This window comes from Halorussus halobius (assembly GCF_004765805.1).
Classification (GTDB): domain Archaea; phylum Halobacteriota; class Halobacteria; order Halobacteriales; family Haladaptataceae; genus Halorussus; species Halorussus halobius.
Genome location: NZ_ML219773.1, coordinates 248,582 through 266,273, shown reverse-complemented (window position 1 = coordinate 266,273; position 17,692 = coordinate 248,582). Strand labels below are relative to the sequence as shown.

At 67.5% G+C, this 17,692-nt stretch carries 25 protein-coding genes; 15 read left to right on the top strand and 10 right to left on the bottom strand.

The features are described from left to right. Window positions 1–138 precede the first annotated feature (138 nt). Window positions 139–318 carry a hypothetical protein gene (locus tag EPL03_RS01380; protein ID WP_135827546.1) on the bottom strand — a complete coding sequence of 60 codons (180 nt, stop codon included), beginning with the start codon at window positions 316–318 and terminating at the stop codon, window positions 139–141. A 115-nt stretch (window positions 319–433) separates the two neighbouring features. On the opposite strand from EPL03_RS01380, the gene EPL03_RS01375 reads away from it, so the two are divergent. Genes EPL03_RS01375 through EPL03_RS01365 form a run of 3 tightly spaced genes read left to right on the top strand, consistent with a single transcriptional unit; the run spans window position 434 to window position 1,627 of the window. After that, the gene (locus EPL03_RS01375; protein WP_135827545.1) at window positions 434–721 is read left to right on the top strand and encodes a hypothetical protein; all 288 of its coding nucleotides are present in this window, start codon (window positions 434–436) and stop codon (window positions 719–721) included. Further along, window positions 718–1,074 carry a hypothetical protein gene (locus tag EPL03_RS01370; protein WP_135827544.1) on the top strand — a complete coding sequence of 119 codons (357 nt, stop codon included), beginning with the start codon at window positions 718–720 and terminating at the stop codon, window positions 1,072–1,074. Before EPL03_RS01375 ends, EPL03_RS01370 begins: the two co-directional genes overlap by 4 nt. After that, window positions 1,064–1,627 carry a DUF7504 family protein gene (locus EPL03_RS01365; RefSeq protein WP_135827543.1) on the top strand — a complete coding sequence of 188 codons (564 nt, stop codon included), beginning with the start codon at window positions 1,064–1,066 and terminating at the stop codon, window positions 1,625–1,627. The genes EPL03_RS01370 and EPL03_RS01365 overlap by 11 nt, the downstream gene beginning before the upstream one ends. Before the next feature lie 52 nt (window positions 1,628–1,679). Here the strand turns inward: EPL03_RS01365 and EPL03_RS01360 are convergent, their stop codons facing one another. Further along, complete coding sequence (locus EPL03_RS01360; protein ID WP_135827542.1) at window positions 1,680–2,714, bottom strand: class I SAM-dependent methyltransferase; 1,035 nt, start codon at window positions 2,712–2,714, stop codon at window positions 1,680–1,682. Then, on the bottom strand, window positions 2,701–3,837 hold the full coding sequence (locus EPL03_RS01355; protein WP_135827541.1) for a 60S ribosomal export protein NMD3: 1,137 nt from the start codon (window positions 3,835–3,837) through the stop codon (window positions 2,701–2,703). The genes EPL03_RS01360 and EPL03_RS01355 overlap by 14 nt, the downstream gene beginning before the upstream one ends. 132 nt (window positions 3,838–3,969) lie before the next feature. Here EPL03_RS01355 and htpX point away from each other — a divergent pair, with 132 nt between their 5' ends. From htpX to EPL03_RS01335, 4 genes are all read left to right on the top strand, one after another. Continuing rightward, a complete protein-coding gene (htpX, locus tag EPL03_RS01350) occupies window positions 3,970–4,845 on the top strand; it encodes a zinc metalloprotease HtpX (RefSeq protein ID WP_135827540.1) in 876 nt (291 codons plus the stop codon). A 112-nt stretch (window positions 4,846–4,957) separates the two neighbouring features. Beyond that, window positions 4,958–5,581 (top strand): PspA-associated protein PspAB, encoded by a 624-nt coding sequence (gene pspAB, locus EPL03_RS01345; RefSeq protein WP_135827539.1) that lies wholly within the window; start codon window positions 4,958–4,960, stop codon window positions 5,579–5,581. Between the two features lie 147 nt (window positions 5,582–5,728). Beyond that, a complete protein-coding gene (gene radA / locus EPL03_RS01340) occupies window positions 5,729–6,763 on the top strand; it encodes a DNA repair and recombination protein RadA (RefSeq protein ID WP_135827538.1) in 1,035 nt (344 codons plus the stop codon). A 63-nt stretch (window positions 6,764–6,826) separates the two neighbouring features. Continuing rightward, window positions 6,827–7,816, top strand: a complete 990-nt coding sequence (locus EPL03_RS01335) for an AI-2E family transporter (protein WP_135827537.1) — start codon at window positions 6,827–6,829, stop codon at window positions 7,814–7,816. Between the two features lie 611 nt (window positions 7,817–8,427). Here EPL03_RS01335 and sufU read toward each other — a convergent pair. From sufU to EPL03_RS01305, 6 genes are all read right to left on the bottom strand, one after another. After that, complete coding sequence (sufU, locus tag EPL03_RS01330) at window positions 8,428–8,856, bottom strand: Fe-S cluster assembly sulfur transfer protein SufU (protein ID WP_135827536.1); 429 nt, start codon at window positions 8,854–8,856, stop codon at window positions 8,428–8,430. A gap of 58 nt (window positions 8,857–8,914) precedes the next feature. Continuing rightward, window positions 8,915–9,361 (bottom strand): hypothetical protein, encoded by a 447-nt coding sequence (locus EPL03_RS01325; RefSeq protein WP_135827535.1) that lies wholly within the window; start codon window positions 9,359–9,361, stop codon window positions 8,915–8,917. Between the two features lie 45 nt (window positions 9,362–9,406). Then, window positions 9,407–10,039 (bottom strand): HD domain-containing protein, encoded by a 633-nt coding sequence (locus EPL03_RS01320; RefSeq protein ID WP_135827534.1) that lies wholly within the window; start codon window positions 10,037–10,039, stop codon window positions 9,407–9,409. A gap of 80 nt (window positions 10,040–10,119) precedes the next feature. After that, window positions 10,120–11,364, bottom strand: coding sequence for an aminotransferase class V-fold PLP-dependent enzyme (locus tag EPL03_RS01315; RefSeq protein ID WP_135827533.1), 1,245 nt, complete (start codon window positions 11,362–11,364; stop codon window positions 10,120–10,122). Between the two features lie 124 nt (window positions 11,365–11,488). Further along, the gene (locus tag EPL03_RS01310; RefSeq protein ID WP_135827532.1) at window positions 11,489–11,779 is read right to left on the bottom strand and encodes a DUF424 domain-containing protein; all 291 of its coding nucleotides are present in this window, start codon (window positions 11,777–11,779) and stop codon (window positions 11,489–11,491) included. After that, window positions 11,776–12,537, bottom strand: a complete 762-nt coding sequence (locus EPL03_RS01305) for a tetratricopeptide repeat protein (protein WP_135827531.1) — start codon at window positions 12,535–12,537, stop codon at window positions 11,776–11,778. The genes EPL03_RS01310 and EPL03_RS01305 overlap by 4 nt, the downstream gene beginning before the upstream one ends. 201 nt (window positions 12,538–12,738) lie before the next feature. Here EPL03_RS01305 and thpR point away from each other — a divergent pair, with 201 nt between their 5' ends. From thpR to ftsY, 8 genes are all read left to right on the top strand, one after another. Then, window positions 12,739–13,293 (top strand): RNA 2',3'-cyclic phosphodiesterase, encoded by a 555-nt coding sequence (thpR, locus tag EPL03_RS01300; protein ID WP_135827530.1) that lies wholly within the window; start codon window positions 12,739–12,741, stop codon window positions 13,291–13,293. Window positions 13,294–13,383: 90 nt separating this feature from the next. Further along, complete coding sequence (locus EPL03_RS01295; protein WP_135827529.1) at window positions 13,384–13,536, top strand: 50S ribosomal protein L39e; 153 nt, start codon at window positions 13,384–13,386, stop codon at window positions 13,534–13,536. Continuing rightward, entirely contained in the window at window positions 13,536–13,814 is a 279-nt protein-coding gene (locus EPL03_RS01290) for a 50S ribosomal protein L31e (RefSeq protein ID WP_135827528.1), read from the top strand. Before EPL03_RS01295 ends, EPL03_RS01290 begins: the two co-directional genes overlap by 1 nt. 4 nt (window positions 13,815–13,818) lie before the next feature. Next, window positions 13,819–14,484 (top strand): translation initiation factor IF-6, encoded by a 666-nt coding sequence (locus tag EPL03_RS01285; RefSeq protein WP_135827527.1) that lies wholly within the window; start codon window positions 13,819–13,821, stop codon window positions 14,482–14,484. Between the two features lie 45 nt (window positions 14,485–14,529). Then, window positions 14,530–15,225: a DUF3800 domain-containing protein gene (locus EPL03_RS01280; protein WP_135827526.1), complete on the top strand. Its 696-nt coding sequence runs from the start codon at window positions 14,530–14,532 to the stop codon at window positions 15,223–15,225. 265 nt (window positions 15,226–15,490) lie between these two features. After that, window positions 15,491–15,667, top strand: a complete 177-nt coding sequence (gene rpl18a, locus EPL03_RS01275; protein WP_135827525.1) for a 50S ribosomal protein L18Ae — start codon at window positions 15,491–15,493, stop codon at window positions 15,665–15,667. Further along, window positions 15,664–16,131, top strand: a complete 468-nt coding sequence (gene pfdA / locus EPL03_RS20260; RefSeq protein WP_210424880.1) for a prefoldin subunit alpha — start codon at window positions 15,664–15,666, stop codon at window positions 16,129–16,131. The genes rpl18a and pfdA overlap by 4 nt, the downstream gene beginning before the upstream one ends. 6 nt (window positions 16,132–16,137) lie before the next feature. After that, the gene (ftsY, locus tag EPL03_RS01270; RefSeq protein WP_210424879.1) at window positions 16,138–17,214 is read left to right on the top strand and encodes a signal recognition particle-docking protein FtsY; all 1,077 of its coding nucleotides are present in this window, start codon (window positions 16,138–16,140) and stop codon (window positions 17,212–17,214) included. 21 nt (window positions 17,215–17,235) lie between these two features. Here ftsY and EPL03_RS01265 read toward each other — a convergent pair whose 3' ends face one another. After that, window positions 17,236–17,628, bottom strand: a complete 393-nt coding sequence (locus tag EPL03_RS01265; RefSeq protein ID WP_168216158.1) for an OsmC family protein — start codon at window positions 17,626–17,628, stop codon at window positions 17,236–17,238. Between the last annotated feature and the right edge of the window lie 64 nt (window positions 17,629–17,692).

The following is a 17,692-nucleotide window of genomic DNA, read 5'->3' as shown; positions in this document are numbered from 1 at the left end:
CGTAGGCGACCCCCGACGTTATCATCAGGAGCACGAGAAACAGCGACATGAGCTTCTGGCGCGTGTCGTCGTCCATGCGTAACGGGAGCGAGTCGAGCGAAATAACGGTTGGGGTCCTCGGCGCGGCGCGACGACTCGCTAGCGCCGGCCCGAGACGGTCCCGAGGACGGCCTCGCAGTGCGGGCAGACCACCATCCAGTACTGGAGGCCCGTGGTCGCGGTGACGGTGACGCCGTCGCGGTCGGCGGTCGGTTCGACCCGTTGGCGGCGGTAGTTCGGGGAACTCGCGTCGCGCTCGCAGGCGGGACACGTCGGCATGCGGGGACGTTCAGACAGTCGGCAGTTAAACCTGCGGGCCGGCGTCCGAGGCGAGCCGCTCCGGGGCGCTCGGCCGCCGTAGTTTATAAATAACCGGAGTACAATCTTCGCTCTGATGATTATTACGACGCTCGCAAATCTAGCGAAAATCCTGTTGCTGGCGGCGTCGTTACCGCTGGCGATTCTGGCGTACAGAGGCTATCGGGGGACGCCGTGGGGGCGGGTGCTCCAGCCGATTCCGGTGGTCGAGGTCAGCTTCATCCTCTATCTCGTCATCGTCATCCTCGGGATAGATGCGCCCGCGGTGCACGGGTTCGCGGTCGTCGCCTGGGCGGTCGGGACCCTCGCGGCGTGCCTGTCCGCCCTCCGGCTCACCCTGCTCCTCCGGGGTGATCGCGTGTGATCGCCGAGGGCGTCGTCTTCGTCGTGCTCACCGTTCTGCTCGTCGCTGCGAGCCTCGCGCTGCTCGTTCCCGTCGTGCGGAACGACTACGCCGTCCTCTACCGGCGCGGGGTCCTCTACTTCAGCCTGAGCCTGCTGTTTTTCGCCGGCGGTACCGTCGTCGAGGACCTGGTGTACTTCGACGTCGCGACCGACCCGGTCGTCACGAGCATCTACAGCCTGTTGTACGTCGTCTCCGGCTGGCTGCACCTGCGAAGCGTGTGGCTGTTCGCCCGGGGATTCATCGTCTTCGAGGACCGGGACGTCTTTCAGGTACCGGCCGACGGGGAGGGAGGCTTCGAGGATGCTGATTAGCGACGCCGCCAACCCGACCGACGGGAACGGGCTTCGACTGGAGACGCTCATCGCCGGCGAACAGGTACTGGTCACGACGGACGGCGGGACGTTCGAACTCGGGGCGCTCCCGGACGGGGCGTTCGAGAACCTGTTGGTCGTCTCGGTCGGGACGACCGCACGGAAGATGGAGTCCCGGCTCCGCCAACTGGGCCGGCCGCTAAACAGCGTCGGCGTCGTCCCGGTCTCCCCCTCGACGGACGACTACACCGGCCCGCTCTGGTGCGAGGAGAACGTCTATCCCAGCGACCTGACTGGAGTCAGCATCGCGTTCTCGCGGGCGTACCGCCACCTCCGGGAGGGACGCGGGTGGGTCGTCTTCGACAACCTCAGCGTTCTGCTCATGTACTCGCGACCGGAGCGCCTCCACCGGCTGGTCGACTCGTTCGTGCGACAGTGTCGAAGCAAGGGGTTGCGGGGCGTGTACGTCGTCGACGAGCGGAGCGTCGAGCCGTCGACCGTCGAGCGGTTCGAGCAGGTGGTCGACCGGACCCTGCCCGCCCGGCGCGACTGAGCCCCGGGCTCGCCACCGACGCGCTCGCGGCTCGTCCCGCCGGCGTCCGACGCTACTCGACTCTGGCGTCCACGACGACGTGTGCGACGCCCTCGCTGTGGCTCTTGACGGTCCGACGGTCGAGGACCTCGACCGCCCGACCCGCCTCCCCGGCGGCGTCCCGAAGTCGGGACACCGGTCGGTCCCACAGCAGCGCCTCGGGCGTGGCCTCGTGCATGTGGACCGTTCCGCCGGGCTGCAGCGCCGCGAGCGCAGAATCGAGGTACTCGTGGGCCTCGTAGTAGCCCATCACCACCCGGTCGGCTCGCGGGTCGACCTCGACGTCGCGGCAGTCGGCGCGAAACGCCGACACGCGGTCGGCGACCTCGTTGAGCATCGCGTTCTCGACCAGATAGCGGAACGCCTCGGGGTTGCGCTCGGCCGCGACCACGTCGGCCCCGGCCCGGGCCATCGGCAGGGTGAAGTAGCCGACGCCGGCGAACATGTCGAACGCGCGCTCGCCCGGTTCGACCACCTCGCCCATCCGGGCGCGCTCGGCCTTGTTGCCCGGCGAGAACATGACCGCCGCGAGATCGAGCGCGTAACGGGTGCCGTGCTCGACGTGGACCGTCTCGGTGTCGCCCTCGCCTGCGACCACCGACGCCGACGGCTCGCGGTGCTCGCCCGACACGCCCTCGTGAGCCAGCACGGTGTCGGCCTCGCGGTGGAGGTCGAGCAGCGCTTCGCCGACCGCCTCGCGCTCCGGGGCGTCGAGAGCGTCGTCGCCGTCCTCGTCGCGGAAGGTGACGAGGACGACGCTACCCACCACCGCCCACGACGACGGCGCGCGCTCGATTTCCGCGTCGGACCAGCCGCGCTCGCGGAGGTGGGCGTCGAGGTCGGGGAGTCGCCGGTCGGGGTCGACCTGCTCGACCACGTCGAGGACCGCGGTTTCGGTCGGCGGGTCCGTGACGGGGAGTTCGACCGTCTCGTCGTCGCGCTCGCGGACCGACCGGGTCGCGTCGTAGACGCCTTCCTCGCGGAGCGCGGCGATGGTCGCCTCGCTCTCGGGCTTGCGGACGACCGCCGCGAGCTCACTCCCCGTCATCCCGCTCCGGCACCACGTGCAGCCCCGCGCGGCTCTTGAACACCGGCACGGTCTCGGCGTCGGGGTCGAGGTAGTCCGGGCGCGCGACGGTCTTCGAGCGGTACGTCTCGGGGTCGAGCACCTGCACCGCGCGCTCGTCCTCGACGGCCACGAGGGTCGTCGCCTCGGCGTCGTCGCGGTGGCCGAGCCGCCGGGCGTCGGGCGCGTCGCCCTCCTCGAAGGTCGCCTCGTAGTCCTCGCCGGTGGTCAGTCGCGTGCCCTTCAGATTCCCCCGGACGCTCCGGACCAGCACGGGGCCGTCACCGTCCTCGGGGTCGATTACCTCGCCGGGCGAGTACGGCGGCAGGCGCACGGCGTAGGTCACCCGATACACCTCCTCGCCGTCCTCGTCCTCGGTCACGAGCGTCTCGGAGTCGGAGTACCCCCCGCCGAACTCCTCGACCAGTTTGGCCGCGATCTTCTTGCCGATGTTGGTGGTCGAGACCTTGAGGTTCACGCCGTCGTCGGTCTCGCCCACCTCGGTCACGAACGCGTTGCGGTCGCCCGTGGCCTCCATCTCGGCGACGACGTCGTGGGCGATTTCCTCGGCGCGCTCGATTTCCTCGGCGGTGGGCGTTCGGTCGACGGCGCGGACCTGCACCGTGGAGGCGTAGTAGTCGCCCGCGATGCGACCGCACCGGGTGCAGGTCTCCCGCGATATCTTCACGGGGACGACGACCTCCTCCTCGACGAACGTCCCGCGCACGACGCCCGAGAACAGGCAGTGCATCCGGATGGTGTTGCGGTCGACCTGCTCGGGGTCGACCTGCCACGACACCTCGCGGGCGTCGAGGTGGACGCCCAGCGACTCGCTGACGGCCTCGATGGCGACGTCGGTGTAGTCGCGGGCGTCGACGTCGACCCAGCGGTTGCCCCGGTGGACCGCGCCACACCGCGAACACACCCGGACCTCGATGCGGTCGGGCGCGTCCACGAGGTCGAACCGGTCGAAGTAACACGCGTCACAGAGCTTCTGCTCGCGGCCGCGCTTGCCCGTGGCGTCCGGGAGCGAGGGTCGCTCGGCGGGGTCGGAGTCGAGCGACTCCCCGCAGTTCGGGCAGAACTGGCGAGCGTCGGTAGTCATGTTCCGGGGTAGGAGGTTCGCGGGTTTAAGTCTGAAGGAGTGCGGACGCGGTGGCAGTCGCCGAGTCGGGTGGTAGCTCGTCCGCCGACCGGTCGAAGAACGCTTAAAAGGGGTGACTCCCTATGGGTACACATGAAATGGAAAGCGGACTGGGGGCTTCGCGGGCGGATGGCCCTCACGATGTTCCTGCTGTTCGCGCTGTACGCCGTGTTCATCGGGGTACTGAGTACGCAGTTCACGAGCATGCTGATTCCGGTCCTGCTGCTGGGGAGCTTCTCGCTCGTCCAGTTCTTCTTCAGCGACAAGTTGACGCTGTGGAGCATGGGAGCCAAGGAGGTCGGCGAGGACGAGTATCCGGAGCTGCACCGGATGGTCGGCCGACTCTCCCAGCAGGCCGACCTGCCGAAACCGAAGGTCGCCGTCGTGGACAGCCGCGTCCCGAACGCCTTCGCCACCGGACGCTCGCAGGACAACGCTGCCGTCGCCGTCACGACCGGACTCATGCGGTCGCTCGACCAGGAGGAGTTGGAGGGCGTGCTGGCCCACGAACTCGCCCACGTCAAGAACCGCGACATGATGGTGATGACCATCGCGTCGTTCCTCTCGACCATCGCCTTTCTCGTGGTGCGGTGGGGCTGGTGGTTCGGCGGGGGCGGCGACAGCCGGAATCAGGCTCCGGTCTGGGTCGCCATCGCGGCCTCGCTGGTCGTGTGGATCGTGAGCTTCTTCCTCATCCGGGCGCTCAGCCGGTACCGCGAGTACTCGGCCGACCGGGGAGCCGCGACCATCACCGGCAAGCCCGCCGCGCTGGCGTCGGCGCTGATGACCATCAGCGGCGACATGGACAAGGTGCCGAAAGACGACATCCGCGAGCAGTCCGAGATGAACGCGTTCTTCATCATCCCCATCAAGAGCGGCCTCATCTCGAAGCTGTTCAGCACCCACCCCAGCACCGAGGCCCGAATCGAGCGGCTCCGGGACCTCGAACGCGAGATGGAAGCGGCCTGACGACGCGGGACGGTCGCCTCCCCGACGTTTTCTGACGGCCGCGCGGTCGCCGGAACCCGCCCGGCGCGACCGCACTACCATCCTTTTTGTTCGGGCGCGCCTACGTCCGCTCATGGGACTGTTCGACGGGCTGCGGCAAGTGCTGGGCATCCAGGCCGAATCCGACGCGACGAGGAAGGCCGACCCCGAGGACCTGTTCGGGATGAGCACGGCGTACCTCACGATGGAGGCCGAACTGGGCTACGAGGCGGTCGGCGAGGCCGCGCTGTGCTTCTCGGAGGTCGACAGCACCGACTTCGCCGAAACGGTCGAGGAAGTCCACGAGATTCTGGACGTGGGCGAGGACGAGACCGGTACCGAGGCCGAGGGCCACACCGACGACTACGGCTACTCGTGGGTCGTCCTCCGCGACGACGACTTCGAGGACCTCGTGACCAGCCTCCACTTCGCGTCCGACACGCTCATCGAGCGCGGCTACGGTTCCCGACTGCTCGCGGCCCTGTTCGCGTTCCAGGACACGTCGGGGCGGGTCGACGACGGCCAGTACGTCTACTGGGCGTACTCGTTCCGCCGGGGCGCGTACTATCCGCTCGTGCCCAAGGGGACGAACGACCGCGACTCCAGTGCGGAGTTCAAACTGGAGAGCAACCTCGACGGCGAACTCGAAGTCGAGGAGAACAAGGAGTACTGGTACGCCCTCCTGCCGAGTTCGCCCGGCAGGCATCCGTGGGAGTGACCCGTGACCGGAACGCGATGACGGCCGACCTCTTCTAACGTAAATCCTGTCTTCTGATTCCAGCCGTGGCTCCGCTTGCCCGCATTTTCACTTTCACTCCCCTGTTAACGGAGGTTTATATGACGGGACGCACAAGCCACGGATACGATGGCAGCAAACGCAGACTTAGAAGAGCTTCCGGGCGTCGGCCCGGCGACCGCAGAGAAGCTTCAGGACGCGGGGTTCGACTCCTACGAGGGCCTCGCCGTGGCGAGCCCCGGCGAACTCTCCAACACCGCCGACGTCGGCGACTCGACGGCCGCCGACATCGTACAGGCCGCCCGCGAGGCCGCCGATGTGGGCGGCTTCGAGACCGGCGCGACGGTGCTGGAGCGCCGCGAGAAGATCGGCAAACTGGAGTGGAAGATAGACGAGGTCGACGACCTGCTCGGCGGCGGGGTCGAGACCCAGTCCATTACCGAGGTGTACGGCGAGTTCGGAGCCGGCAAGTCCCAGGTCACCCACCAGCTCGCCGTCAACGTCCAGCTTCCCCGCGAACACGGCGGCCTCGCAGGCAGCGCCATGTTCATCGACAGCGAGGACACCTTCCGACCCGAGCGCATCGACGACATGGTTCGGGGGCTGCCAGACGAGGCCATCCAGGCCGCGATGGACGAGCGCGACATCGAGGGCTCGCCCGGCGACGACGAGGCGATGGAGGCGCTGGTCGAGGACTTCCTCGACAGGATACACGTCGCCAAGGCGTTCAACTCCAACCACCAGATGCTGCTGGCCGAGAAGGCCGAGGAACTCGCCAACGAGACCCAGGACGACGAGTACCCCATCCGACTGCTCTGCGTCGACTCGCTGACCGCCCACTTCCGCGCGGAGTACGTCGGCCGCGGCGAACTCGCCGAGCGCCAGCAGAAGCTCAACAAGCACCTCCACGACCTCGACAAGGTGGGCAACCTCCACAACACGGCGGTCGTCGTGACCAATCAGGTCGCCTCGAACCCCGACTCGTTCTTCGGCGACCCGACCCAGCCCATCGGGGGCAACATCCTCGGCCACAAGTCGACGTTCCGCATCTACCTCCGGAAGTCGAAGGGCGACAAGCGCATCGTCCGGCTCGTGGACGCCCCGAACCTCGCCGACGGCGAGGCCGTGATGCGCGTCGAGAACGACGGCCTGAAGCCCGAGTAACAGGTCGGCTCGGGTCACCCGGCCCAGTCGGCTTTTACGCCGTGAAGCCGTGTCGTTAGGGCCATGAACGCCCGGACCGGGTTCGCCGTGGTCCTCGTCGGGACCCTCGCGACCCTGTCGGTTCTCGTGGTCGAGCCGTTCCTGAGCTACGTCCTCGGCGCGATGCTGCTGGCGTTCACGCTCTCGCCGCTCCAGCGACGCCTCGTCCCCGCCGTCGGACCGCAGGCGGCGGCGTTCGCGCTGGTCAGTCTCGCGGTCGTCCTCGTGGTCGGCCCGCTGAGCCTGCTCGTGACGGTCGGCGTCGCCGAGCTAGAGAGCCTGCCGACCTCGACCGAGGAGCTGCCCGCGCTCCAGCCGATACAGAATCAGCTCGAAGGTCGCTTCGGCGTCGAAATCGGTCCGTTGGCCGACCGGCTGGTCGAGTCGGTCACGTCCGGTATCGCGGACCGAACGTCGACGGCCGCGAGCGCGGGCGTCCACGCCTTTCTCGGACTGATGCTCCTGCTCTTTCTGCTGTACTACCTCCTCAAGGACGGCGACGAACTCGTCGGGTGGGTCAAGCGCGTCACGCCCCTGCCCCGCGACGTGCAAGACGACCTGTACGGCGAGGCGGCCGACGCGACGTGGGCGGTACTGAAGGGCCACGTGCTCGTCGCCGCCGTGCAGGGGCTCGTCTCGGGGCTGGGCCTGTTCGCGTTCGGCGTGCCGAACGCCGGGTTCTGGACGGTCGTGATGATGGTCCTCGCCATGATTCCCATCGTCGGCGTCGCGCCGGTGCTCGGCGGCGCGACCGTCTACCTCCTCGCGGAGGGGAGATGGCTGGCCGCCGGGCTGCTGGTGGTCTACGGGATGAGTGCGGTGGCGGTCACGGACGACTACCTCCGGGCGCTGGTCATCGACCGGGAGTCGTCGCTCCACTCCGGGGTCATCCTGCTGGGCGTGCTGGGCGCGGTGTACTTCGTCGGCGCTATCGGCATCTTCGTCGGCCCGATAGTTCTGGCGCTGTTCAAGGCCACCGTCGAGGTGTTCTCGGACTACTACGACCTGGCGTAGATTTAATCGACTCTCTCGGACTCTGACTGCGTCTTCGCAGTTCTAAACGAGTGTTCACGGAGCGTTCAGCTTGAACTGAATTATCCACCCGGCGCGTGCGAGGGACGGCCGACCGTGCGACCGGAGGGAGCGCGGGAGCGAGGCGGCTGGGGAGGGGTGAGGTTCGCGGTGCGGAGCCTCGGCGGACGAAGGGCGAGCGAGGAGGAGCGTCGCGACGACGAGCGAGGGCTTCTTTACTCATAGGCTCAAGCAGAGCTAGCTCAGTACGCTCGGCGACGGGGAGTCCAGCACTTTCCGGCGGGAAAGTAGCTCGTCACTCGCCCGACAGAACGTACGGAGCGACGAAGCGAGCTACTGCCGAGGCACGTGAGAAACCGCACAGCGCCGCGACCGCGCCGCAACGGTGAGCCTCACCCCTCCCCAGCCTCGGGGCGCACGAGCGCGCCCCTCCCTCGCGCAGTTGGCGCGGCGCATGAACGCGCCGCGCCAGCGCGCGCCGGTTCGGAAGATACGGATGCTGCAGTCGATTGCAGTGGGCAGTACAGATGTCCGAACTTCGGTAGTCGACAGGGACCGCCGACCGACTGCTCGACCCGGGGACGAAAACCGGGCTACTCGTCGTCGTCCTCTGTCGTCGTCTTGTCGAGTTGCTTCTCGCCCTCGTGGATGTCCGCGCCGTCCTGCACCACCTTCTCGGCGAGGACCGCGCACTTGACCCGCATCGGGCTAATCTCCACGCCGAGCATGTCGATGACGTCGTCGCGGTCCAACGCCTTCATCTCGTCGACCGCCATGCCCCGGAGCTTCTCGGTCAGCATGCTCGCGCTGGCCTGACTGATGGCACAGCCGTCGCCCTCGAACGAGACGCCCTCGATGGTCTCCTCGTCGTCGTCGAGTTTCACGTCCATCCGTATCTCGTCGCCGCACATCGGATTCTCGCCAGCGTGGGAGTAGGTCGCCTCCTCCATCTCCCCGTAGTTGCGGGGGTTCTTGTAGTGGTCGAGAATCTGCTGGCGGTACATGTCCGAGCCCATGCCCATTGTTGGGCGAACGTAGGCGAGTCCGGCGTAAAAGAGTTGCGTAGCCGGTTTTCGCGGCTCAGGCCACGTAGCCGATGACCGACGCGTTCAACACGAGCAGGGTCGCGACCAGCGCGTTCGTGCGGAACGCCATCTTCAGCCGGGTCGGGAGTTCGGCGACGCCCGATTCGCGGGCGCTCTTGGTCTCGCGCCACGCCCAGAGGCTCGTCAGACCGAAGACGCCGTAGAGGGTCATCATCGCTATCAGCGCGGTGCCCCGCACGCCGTCGGGAAGGCTGTTGTCGTAGAGCACCCACAGCGCCGCGCCGCCCGAGGCACCCATCACCACGATGCCGCCGAACGCGAACCACTTGAGCGAGTCGAGCACGTCCAGCGCGAACGCCGGGGCGTCGTGTCGCCCGGCGGCCGGGACGACCAGCATCGACGTGACCAGATAGCCGCCCGCCCAGAGGACCGCCATCAGCGTGTGCGAACCCATCACCGCTGCGAGTGTCCAGTCGACCATGCCCGAATCTCGGGACGGACGTCTCAAAAAGCGGGCGATTCCCGGTCAGCGCTCGCCGGCGGCCTCGCGCTCGAACCGCTCGGCGAACGCGACCACGTAGTCGTGGCGCGCCTCGGCGAGTTCCCGGCCGGGCTCGGTGTACATCCGGTCGCGCAGCGAGAGTATCTTCTCGTGGACGTGGTTCAACTGCGTCGCGCCCGAATCGGAGTCGTCTGCTTCCGGCGGGAGGTCGGGGTCGTGGAGCGGTTGGCCGAGTTCCCCGCCGTAGCTGAACACGCGCGCGATGCCGACCGCGCCCAGCGCGTCGAGGTTGTCGGCGTCGCTGAGAAGCTCGGCTTCCGGCGTCGCGGGGTCCACGTCGTTCGAGTAACGGTGTGCGCGAATGCAGTGTTGGACCGCCTCGGCGGTGTCGGCGGCCGCGTCGAGGTCCCGCAGAATTTGGCCCGCTTCCCTCGCGCCCCACTCGGCGTGGTCGGCTATCTCGCCACGGTCCTCCTTGGTTCGGCCGATGTCGTGGAGCCAGACCGCCGCGAAGAGGACGTCCTCGTCGATAGCTCGGTCCTGCTCGTCGACCAGCGTCTCGGCGAGTCGCGCGACCCGCCGGACGTGGTGCCAGTCGTGGGCGGGCGACGCGTCCTCGAAGTACGGTCTGGCGCGCTCCCGGACCTCGTCCATCATGGTTCGACCGAGGGAGCGAGGACGGAAAAGGAATCGGAGTTCGAACGCGAGCGACCGGCCGCTCAGGGGCCGCTGAGCGGTCAGGCGAACAGTTCTCGCGCGCTGTCGATCGCCTCGAGGAGTTCGTCTATCTCGTCGGTCGTGTTGTAGAGGTAAAAGGACGCCCGCGCCGACGCCGCCACGCCCAGCACGTCGTGGAGGGGCTGGGTGCAGTGGTCGCCCGCCCGGATGGCGACCGCGTGGTCGTTCATAATCGAGGCGAGGTCGTGGGCGTGGACTCCGTCGAGGTTGAACGCGACCAGTCCGCCACGGTCCTCGGGGTCGGTCGGCCCGTACACCGTGAGGTCGTCGAACTCGGCGAAGCGGTCGAGCGCGTAGCCCGCGAGGCGCTCCTCGTGGCGTCGGACGGCGTCCATCCCGACGTCTTCGAGGTAGTCGACCGCCGCCGCGAGCCCGATGCCCTGCGCGATGACCGGCGTCCCGGCCTCGTACTTCCACGGCAGGTCGTTCCAGGTCACGTCCTCGAAGGTGACCTTCCGAATCATGTCCCCGCCGTACTGGAACGGCTCCATCCCTTCGAGCAGTTCCTTCCGGCCGTAGAGGCCGCCGATGCCGGTCGGGCCGAGCATCTTGTGGCCCGAGAAGGCGTAGAAGTCGGCGTCGATGGCCTCGACGTCGACCGGGCGGTTCGGGACCGCCTGCGCGCCGTCCACGAATATGTAGGCGTCGTGGTCGTGCGCGAGGTCCGCGAGGTCGGCGACCGGGTTGACCGTGCCCAGCGTGTTCGAGACGTGGAGGACGCTGACCATCTCGGTGTCGTCGGTTATCAGGTCCGCCGCCGCCTCCATATCGAGGTAGCCCTCGTCGGTGATGGGGACGTACTTCACGTCCGCGCCGGTCTTCTCGGCGATCTGTTGCCACGTCACCAGCGAGGCGTGGTGTTCCATCTCGGTCAACACGACCTCGTCGCCCGGTCCGAGTTCGTTCAGGCCCCACGCGTACGCCACGAGGTTCTCGGCCTCGGTGGTGTTCTTGGTGAAGACCATCTCCTCGCGGCCGTCCGCGCCGACGAACTCCGCGACGGTGTCGTGGGCCTCCTCGTAGGCGATGGAGGCCTCCTGGCTCAACTGGTGGATGCCCCGGTGGACGTTGGCGTTGTACGTCCGGTAGTAGTCCGCGATGGCGTCGACGACCGCGTCGGGCTTCTGTGTCGTCGCGCCGTTGTCGAGGTAGACCACCTGCTGACCGTCGAACTCGCGCTGGAGGATGGGGAAATCCTCCCGTCTGCGTTCGACGTCGAGCGCGTCCGATTGCTGAAGTCCCATTGGGTGAGAATACGGGTTCGAGCAAGAACATTCCTTCGGTCCCGGCGCTCGCGGGTAAGTAGAACCGGTTTCGTCGCGTCCGGGAGGGCCGCGCGGTCGCTCACGCCCGCTCGAAGAAGCCGGGCTACATCCGGAGGAACTGGGCGTGGCGGGTCGAGTCGACCTCCAGCACGTTGGCCTCGTCGACGAACCCCTCCCGGACGGCGAGGTCGACCGCCTCGCTGCCGACGATGTTGGCGACCGACGCGCGGGCGAGACTGGCTACGACGGCCTCCTCCTCGACCGACTCGCCGCCGTAGAACTCCTCGGTGACGGTGAGCGAGACGCCGTCGTCCTCGAACGTCTCGCCGAGCACGTCGTCGTCACAGACCGCCACGAGCAGTCCCTCGTCGGTGTCGCGCTCCTTGAGTATCATCGCTGCTCTCGGCGCTCGCGCTGCTCCTCGACGAGTTCCTGCTCGACCTGCTCGCGCATCTCCTCGGCTTCCTCGGCTATCTCCTCGGCCTCGTCGTACTGGCCGAGTTCTTCGAGCGCGCGGGCCTTCTCGTCGAGCGTCCGGGCGTTGCGCATCCCGAGCCGGATGGCGTTCTCCAGGCTGTTGAGCGCGTCCTCGGCCAGCCCGCGCTCGAGCAGGAAAAAGCCCCGATTGAACCACGCCTCGGCGAACCGCTCGTCGATCTCGACCGCGCGCTCGGCGTGTTCGAGCGCCTGCTCGCTCCGCCCCGACTCCCAGAGCGCGTACGCGAGGTTCGTCTCGGCGGTGGCGGCGTGTTCGCTGTCCTCGTCGACTGCGATGGCCTCGCGGTACGCGCCGATGGCGGCGTCCCACTCGTCGAGTTCGGCGTGGGCCGCGCCCTTGTTGGTCCAGGCCTCCTGTTCGAGGCCGCTGCCGTCGGGCGCGTACTGGGCGGTGCGCTCGAACGCGTCGGCGGCCTGCTCGAAGCGGTTTATCTGCATGTAGCTGACGCCCACGTCGAGCAACTGCTCGACGTCGACCTCGTCGTCGGCGAGCTGCTGGTCGTCGAGCAGGTCGGTGACCACGCGGGAGTCGACGGGGTCGACCTTCTCGGGGTCGACGTCGAGTTCCGGCGGGTCGATGTCGAACTCCTCGTAGGGGTCCCCGAAGCCCTCGCCCTCCGAGAACTCGTGGTCGTCGTCGATGGGGTCGGTCATGTACCACGGGATTGGGATGCAGCGATGTTAAGGACTGCGCCATGGGAATCAGAGCCCGAGCGACACCGAACTCGCCCCGTTCGGTCGGGGGCGACGCGACCTCGCTCGGCCGGTCACGAACAGACCTCGCTCGACCGGGCGTCCGACGCCGTCCGGCCGACCACCCACCTTCAAGCCCCGTGCGACCAACCTCCCTGCAGGATGAGACTCTTCGTGAGCGTCGACCTCCCCGACGAGTTCGCGGCCGAAATCGAGCAGGTACAGCAGGAGTTCGGGGGCGCGCCGGGGCTGGATTTCACCGACCCCGAGCAGGCCCACGTCACCCTCCAGTTTCTCGGCGACGTGAATCGGGGCGAGCTTCCCCGCGTGAAGAACGCGGTCCGGCGTGGCGTCGCCTCCGCCGGGGTCGACCCCTTCGACGCGACGTACGAGGGACTCGGCGTCTTTCCGGACATCAGCTACATCCAGGTCCTCTGGCTCGGCGTGAGCGAGGGCGGCGAGCAACTGACGCGACTCCACGAGGCTATCGAGCGCGAGACCACCAAGCTGGGTTTCGACCCCGACGACCACGAGTTCACGCCACACGTCACCCTCGCTCGCATGGAGCACGCCGGCGGAAAGGAACTGGTGCAGGACGCCGTCGAGGAGTTGGACCCGACCGTCGGCACGGCCGAGGTGACCGCGGTCCGACTGACCGAGAGCGAACTGACCGACGAGGGACCGGAGTACTCGACGGTCGAGTCGTTCGAGCTGTAGGCTGTCGTCGGCGCCGCGGCTCGACCGCCAGCGCCCCCGGCGGGCCAAAGCAACACGATTTTAAGCCGCGGTGGGGAACAACGTGGTACCATGAGCAAGAAGTCCAAGGCCAAGAAGAAACGCCTGTCCAAGCTCGAGCGCCAGAACAGCCGCGTCCCCGCGTGGGTCATCATGAAGACCGACCGCGACGTGATGCAGAACCCCAAGCGCCGTAACTGGCGGCGACAGGACACCGACGAATAATGAGCGCCAGCGACTTCGAGGAGCGCGTCGTGACGGTGCCGCTCCGGGACGCCAAGGCCGCCCCGAAGCACGAGCGCGCCGACAAGGCGATGTCGCTCGTCCGGGACCACCTCGCAAAGCACTTCAAGGTCGAGGGCAGCGAGGTCCGTCTGGACCCCTCCATCAACGAAGCGGTCTGGTCGCAGGGCCGCAAGAAGCCCCCGAGCAAGCTTCGGGTGCGCGCAGCGCGCTTCGAGGAAGAGGGCGAGACCGTCGTCGAGGCGGAACACGCCGAGTAGAGCTTTGCTCCGCGCCGCCTTTCTCGGTTCGTCGTACGTCGGGGTCTTCGCTCGCGCGACCGACGAGTACCTGCTGGTCCGGCCGGACCTCGACGACGACCTCGTGGCCGACGTGAGCGAGGAACTCGGCGTCGGGACCGTCGAGACCACGGTCGGGGGCTCCTCGACCGTTGGCGCGCTCGCGGTCGGCAACGAGAACGGCCTGCTGGTCAGCAACCGCGTCACAGATCGGGAGCGCGACCGCATCGCCGACGCCACCGGCGCGACCGTGACCGAGCTCCCGGGCAAGATAAACGCCGCCGGGAACGTGGTCCTCGCCAACGACGCCGGCGCGTACGTCCACCCGGACCTCTCCCGCGAGGCGGTGCAGGCGGTCGAGGACGCGCTCGACGTGCCGGTCGACCGGGGCGACCTCGCCGACGTGCAGACGGTGGGGACCGCGGGCGTCGCCACGAACGACGGCGTCCTCTGTCATCCGAAAGCGACCGACGACCAGCTCGACAGGCTGGAGGACGTGCTGGACGTGCCCGCCGACATCGGCACCGTCAACTACGGCGCGCCGCTCGTTGGGTCGGGACTGGTCGCCAACGAGGCGGGCTACGTGGTCGGCCAGGAGACCACGGGGCCGGAGCTGGGTCGCATCGACCAGGCGCTGGGCTACATCGAGTGAGATACAGACGGGCGAGTTGGACCCCAATCGATGAGTTGACGGACGATGACGACGCTGTACATCTGTGTAGACGAGAGCGGTCGTAAGGCGACGGACGACTGCTACACCGTCGCTGGTTGCTGGTTCTTGTCAGAGTGGAGTAATCCACACGACGTACTGATGGCGACCAAAGACAGGCTTCTGGATACGGTCCAGTCGATAAAAGGGTACGAGCGACAGCCCTCCGAGATCAAATCTGCGAAGCTCGACCCCGACACGCTCGGGACCGTCGTCGACCGACTGCAGTCGGAGGTGTACGACGACGACTCGCTCGTCACCGCCGAGAACAACCTGCCGTGGACGATGTCGTTTCCAGTCGGTTTTACCATCGCTCCCCTTCACGGGAGAGTCTGTCGAACCGTGCTGGACGACCACCTCAGCCGCCTCTCGGCGTTCGAAGCGATGCAGGTGATGGGCCTCTCCTCGGTCCTCGCTCCGCTAACGAATCGTCGAGCGCTCCTCGACGACGAATCGTACGACGGGATTCGAGTTCTCTTGGACGCGACGACGTGGGAAAACGCGGCGAACGTCGTGCGAGGTGCGCTCAACGTGGATAGTATCTCGTTTTCGATTCGGGACAGCAAAAGCACGCCGGGAATCCAGTTCGGTGACGTAGCTGCTTACTCGTGGCGGCGGAATCTGACGCGAGCAGACTGTGGAACGGCAGCAGGGCTGCTCCACGACCTCCGGTTTGCTCGGTGAGCAGCAGGAAAACGTGCAGCCACGGGAGCCTCGTGCCCCTTCAGAGAGGGATCATCGCCTCCCGCGCCGCCTATCTAGGGCTAGCGACCCTAGCAGTATAAATCCTTCCCGTTTCCTAGCAGGGATTCCTAGTAGGGTGTACCGGCTAGACTTTGAATGAGAGTGTCGCGCTGCATCGGGCACGGCCGTCCGAGTCGCGTGTCTCCGAGCGACCGACCATCCCCGAGTAGGAAGATTCTTCCCTGCGCGCGTCCCAGATTCGTCCATGAGTGAGTTTACTGTTCGCGGCCAGTTCCAGACCCGAGACGGCTGGCAGGAGTTCGAGACGGACGTGGAGGCCGAGAACGAGGACGTGGCGCGCGAGCACACCTACGCCAATCTGGGCGGTCGGTACGGGCTCAAGCGGACCCAGGTGACCGTCGAGGAGGTCGACGGCCGATGATGGGCGGTGGCGGCGGCAATCCCGAACTGCAGGAGCTCTCCCAGCAGCTACAGGAGCTCGAGGAGGCCAAGGAGGAGCTCGAAGCCGAGATCGAGGAGCTCCGCGAGGAGAAGACCGAAATCGACGAGGCCATCGAGACCATCGACGCGCTCGACACCGGCGCGACCGTGCAGGTGCCGCTGGGCGGCGGCGCGCACGTCCACGCGGAGGTCCAGGACCTCGACGAGATCGTCGTGGAACTCGGCGGCGGCTACGCGGCCGAGCGCGAGGAGGACGCCGCCGTCGAGACCCTGGAGCACAAGCAGGACACCCTCGACGAGCGCATCTCCGACCTGCAGGACGAGGTCAGCGACGTGGAGGCCGAAAGCGACGAGCTGGAGCAGAAGGCCCAACAGCTCCAGCAACAGCAGATGCAACAGCAGATGCAGCAGATGCAGGGCCAGGGAGACGACGAGGACGAGTAATCCCCGATGTTCGACAGCCTGAAGGACAAGCTCGGGAGTTTCCGCGAGGACGTCGAGGAGACGACCGAGGAGAAGGCCGAGACCGAGGCCGACGACGACGGGGCCGGAACCGATGGGGCCGGTGCGGGCGCGTCCGACGCCGAGTCGGCGTCGGACGCGAGCGAATCGTCGGGCGACGAGGGCTCGTCGGGCGGCGGCTTCGCCGCGAAGGCCAAGTCGTTCGCGAAGGGCGAGATCGTCATCGAGGAGCAGGACCTCAAGGACCCGCTCTGGGAGCTGGAGATGGCGTTGCTGGAGAGCGACGTGGAGATGAGCGTCGCCCAGGAGATACTCGACAGCATCCGCGAGGACCTCGTGGGCGCGACCCGGTCGTTCAGCAGCGAGACCGCGGACGTGGTCGAGCAGGCACTGGCCGACTCGCTGCTGAAGGTCATCTCGGTCGGCCAGTTCGACTTCGACCAGCGCATCGCCGAGGCCGACAAGCCGGTCACCATCATCTTCACGGGCGTCAACGGCGTGGGCAAGACCACCACCATCGCGAAGCTCTCGAAGTACCTCGAAGACCGGGGGTACTCGACCGTGATGGCGAACGGCGACACCTATCGGGCGGGAGCCAACGAGCAGATTCGGGAGCACGCCGACAACCTCGGCACCGAGCTCATCGCCCACGAGCAGGGCGGCGACCCGGCGGCCGTCATCTACGACGCCGTCGAGTACGCCGACTCGAACGACGTCGACGTCGTGCTGGGCGACACCGCCGGGCGGCTCCACACCGACGAGGGGCTGATGGACCAGCTAGAGAAGATAGACCGCGTGGTCGGCCCGGACATGACCCTGTTCGTCGACGAGGCCGTGGCCGGACAGGACGCGGTCCAGCGCGCCAAGCAGTTCGACGAGGCGGCCGAGATCGACGGTGCCGTCCTCACGAAGGCCGACGCCGACTCGCAGGGCGGCGCGGCCATCTCCATCGCGCACGTCACGGGCAAGCCCATCCTCTTTCTGGGCGTCGGGCAGGGCTACGACCACATCGAGGCGTTCGACCCGGAGGAACTGGTCGACCGGCTCCTCGGCGACGGGGAGTGAGCGGAGCGGCCCGACGGCGTTTCAGAACGCGTCGTCTTCGACGGTGACGTCGGCCCGCACCGACTGTTTCAGCGAGGCGTCGACGTGACACTCCTCGCGCGCGTCGGCGACGATTTCGGTCGCGTCGTCGAGGTCCGCTTCTACCGAGACGGCGAACGAGATGGCGTCGAGACGGTCGTCGTCGTCGCGCCACGCGTCGGCGTCGACGTCGATGCGTCCGGGGTCACGGACGCCGTTGCGCTTCGCGGCGGCGCGAAACGACGCGAGGAAACACGACGTGTACGCCGCGACCAGCATCTCGACCGGCGACGGCGCGCTCGGGCCGCCCGCGTCGACGTCGACCTCGTGGTCGTCGATAGTCGAGCGCGTGTCGTACCCCGTTTCGGCGGTGGTCTCGACGTGGATGTCGGACATGAACGTCCGTGAGTTTCGAGATTCGAGGCATAACTCTGTCCATCGCGCGACGCAATTCCATCGT

Coding starts and splice junctions, on each gene's coding strand:
- EPL03_RS01355 (WP_135827541.1), bottom strand. CDS start 3,837: ATGACTACCGACGCTCGCCAGTTCTGCCCGAACTGCGGGGAGTCGCTC.
- pfdA (WP_210424880.1), top strand. CDS start 15,664: ATGATGGGCGGTGGCGGCGGCAATCCCGAACTGCAGGAGCTCTCCCAG.
- EPL03_RS01305 (WP_135827531.1), bottom strand. CDS start 12,537: ATGACCGACCCCATCGACGACGACCACGAGTTCTCGGAGGGCGAGGGC.
- EPL03_RS01290 (WP_135827528.1), top strand. CDS start 13,536: ATGAGCGCCAGCGACTTCGAGGAGCGCGTCGTGACGGTGCCGCTCCGG.
- rpl18a (WP_135827525.1), top strand. CDS start 15,491: ATGAGTGAGTTTACTGTTCGCGGCCAGTTCCAGACCCGAGACGGCTGG.
- pspAB (WP_135827539.1), top strand. CDS start 4,958: ATGGGACTGTTCGACGGGCTGCGGCAAGTGCTGGGCATCCAGGCCGAA.
- EPL03_RS01265 (WP_168216158.1), bottom strand. CDS start 17,628: ATGTCCGACATCCACGTCGAGACCACCGCCGAAACGGGGTACGACACG.
- htpX (WP_135827540.1), top strand. CDS start 3,970: ATGAAATGGAAAGCGGACTGGGGGCTTCGCGGGCGGATGGCCCTCACG.
- EPL03_RS01295 (WP_135827529.1), top strand. CDS start 13,384: ATGAGCAAGAAGTCCAAGGCCAAGAAGAAACGCCTGTCCAAGCTCGAG.
- EPL03_RS01365 (WP_135827543.1), top strand. CDS start 1,064: ATGCTGATTAGCGACGCCGCCAACCCGACCGACGGGAACGGGCTTCGA.
- EPL03_RS01320 (WP_135827534.1), bottom strand. CDS start 10,039: ATGATGGACGAGGTCCGGGAGCGCGCCAGACCGTACTTCGAGGACGCG.
- sufU (WP_135827536.1), bottom strand. CDS start 8,856: ATGGGCATGGGCTCGGACATGTACCGCCAGCAGATTCTCGACCACTAC.
- thpR (WP_135827530.1), top strand. CDS start 12,739: ATGAGACTCTTCGTGAGCGTCGACCTCCCCGACGAGTTCGCGGCCGAA.
- EPL03_RS01310 (WP_135827532.1), bottom strand. CDS start 11,779: ATGATACTCAAGGAGCGCGACACCGACGAGGGACTGCTCGTGGCGGTC.
- ftsY (WP_210424879.1), top strand. CDS start 16,138: ATGTTCGACAGCCTGAAGGACAAGCTCGGGAGTTTCCGCGAGGACGTC.
- EPL03_RS01380 (WP_135827546.1), bottom strand. CDS start 318: ATGCCGACGTGTCCCGCCTGCGAGCGCGACGCGAGTTCCCCGAACTAC.
- radA (WP_135827538.1), top strand. CDS start 5,729: ATGGCAGCAAACGCAGACTTAGAAGAGCTTCCGGGCGTCGGCCCGGCG.
- EPL03_RS01375 (WP_135827545.1), top strand. CDS start 434: ATGATTATTACGACGCTCGCAAATCTAGCGAAAATCCTGTTGCTGGCG.
- EPL03_RS01325 (WP_135827535.1), bottom strand. CDS start 9,361: ATGGTCGACTGGACACTCGCAGCGGTGATGGGTTCGCACACGCTGATG.
- EPL03_RS01360 (WP_135827542.1), bottom strand. CDS start 2,714: ATGACGGGGAGTGAGCTCGCGGCGGTCGTCCGCAAGCCCGAGAGCGAG.
- EPL03_RS01335 (WP_135827537.1), top strand. CDS start 6,827: ATGAACGCCCGGACCGGGTTCGCCGTGGTCCTCGTCGGGACCCTCGCG.
- EPL03_RS01280 (WP_135827526.1), top strand. CDS start 14,530: ATGACGACGCTGTACATCTGTGTAGACGAGAGCGGTCGTAAGGCGACG.
- EPL03_RS01315 (WP_135827533.1), bottom strand. CDS start 11,364: ATGGGACTTCAGCAATCGGACGCGCTCGACGTCGAACGCAGACGGGAG.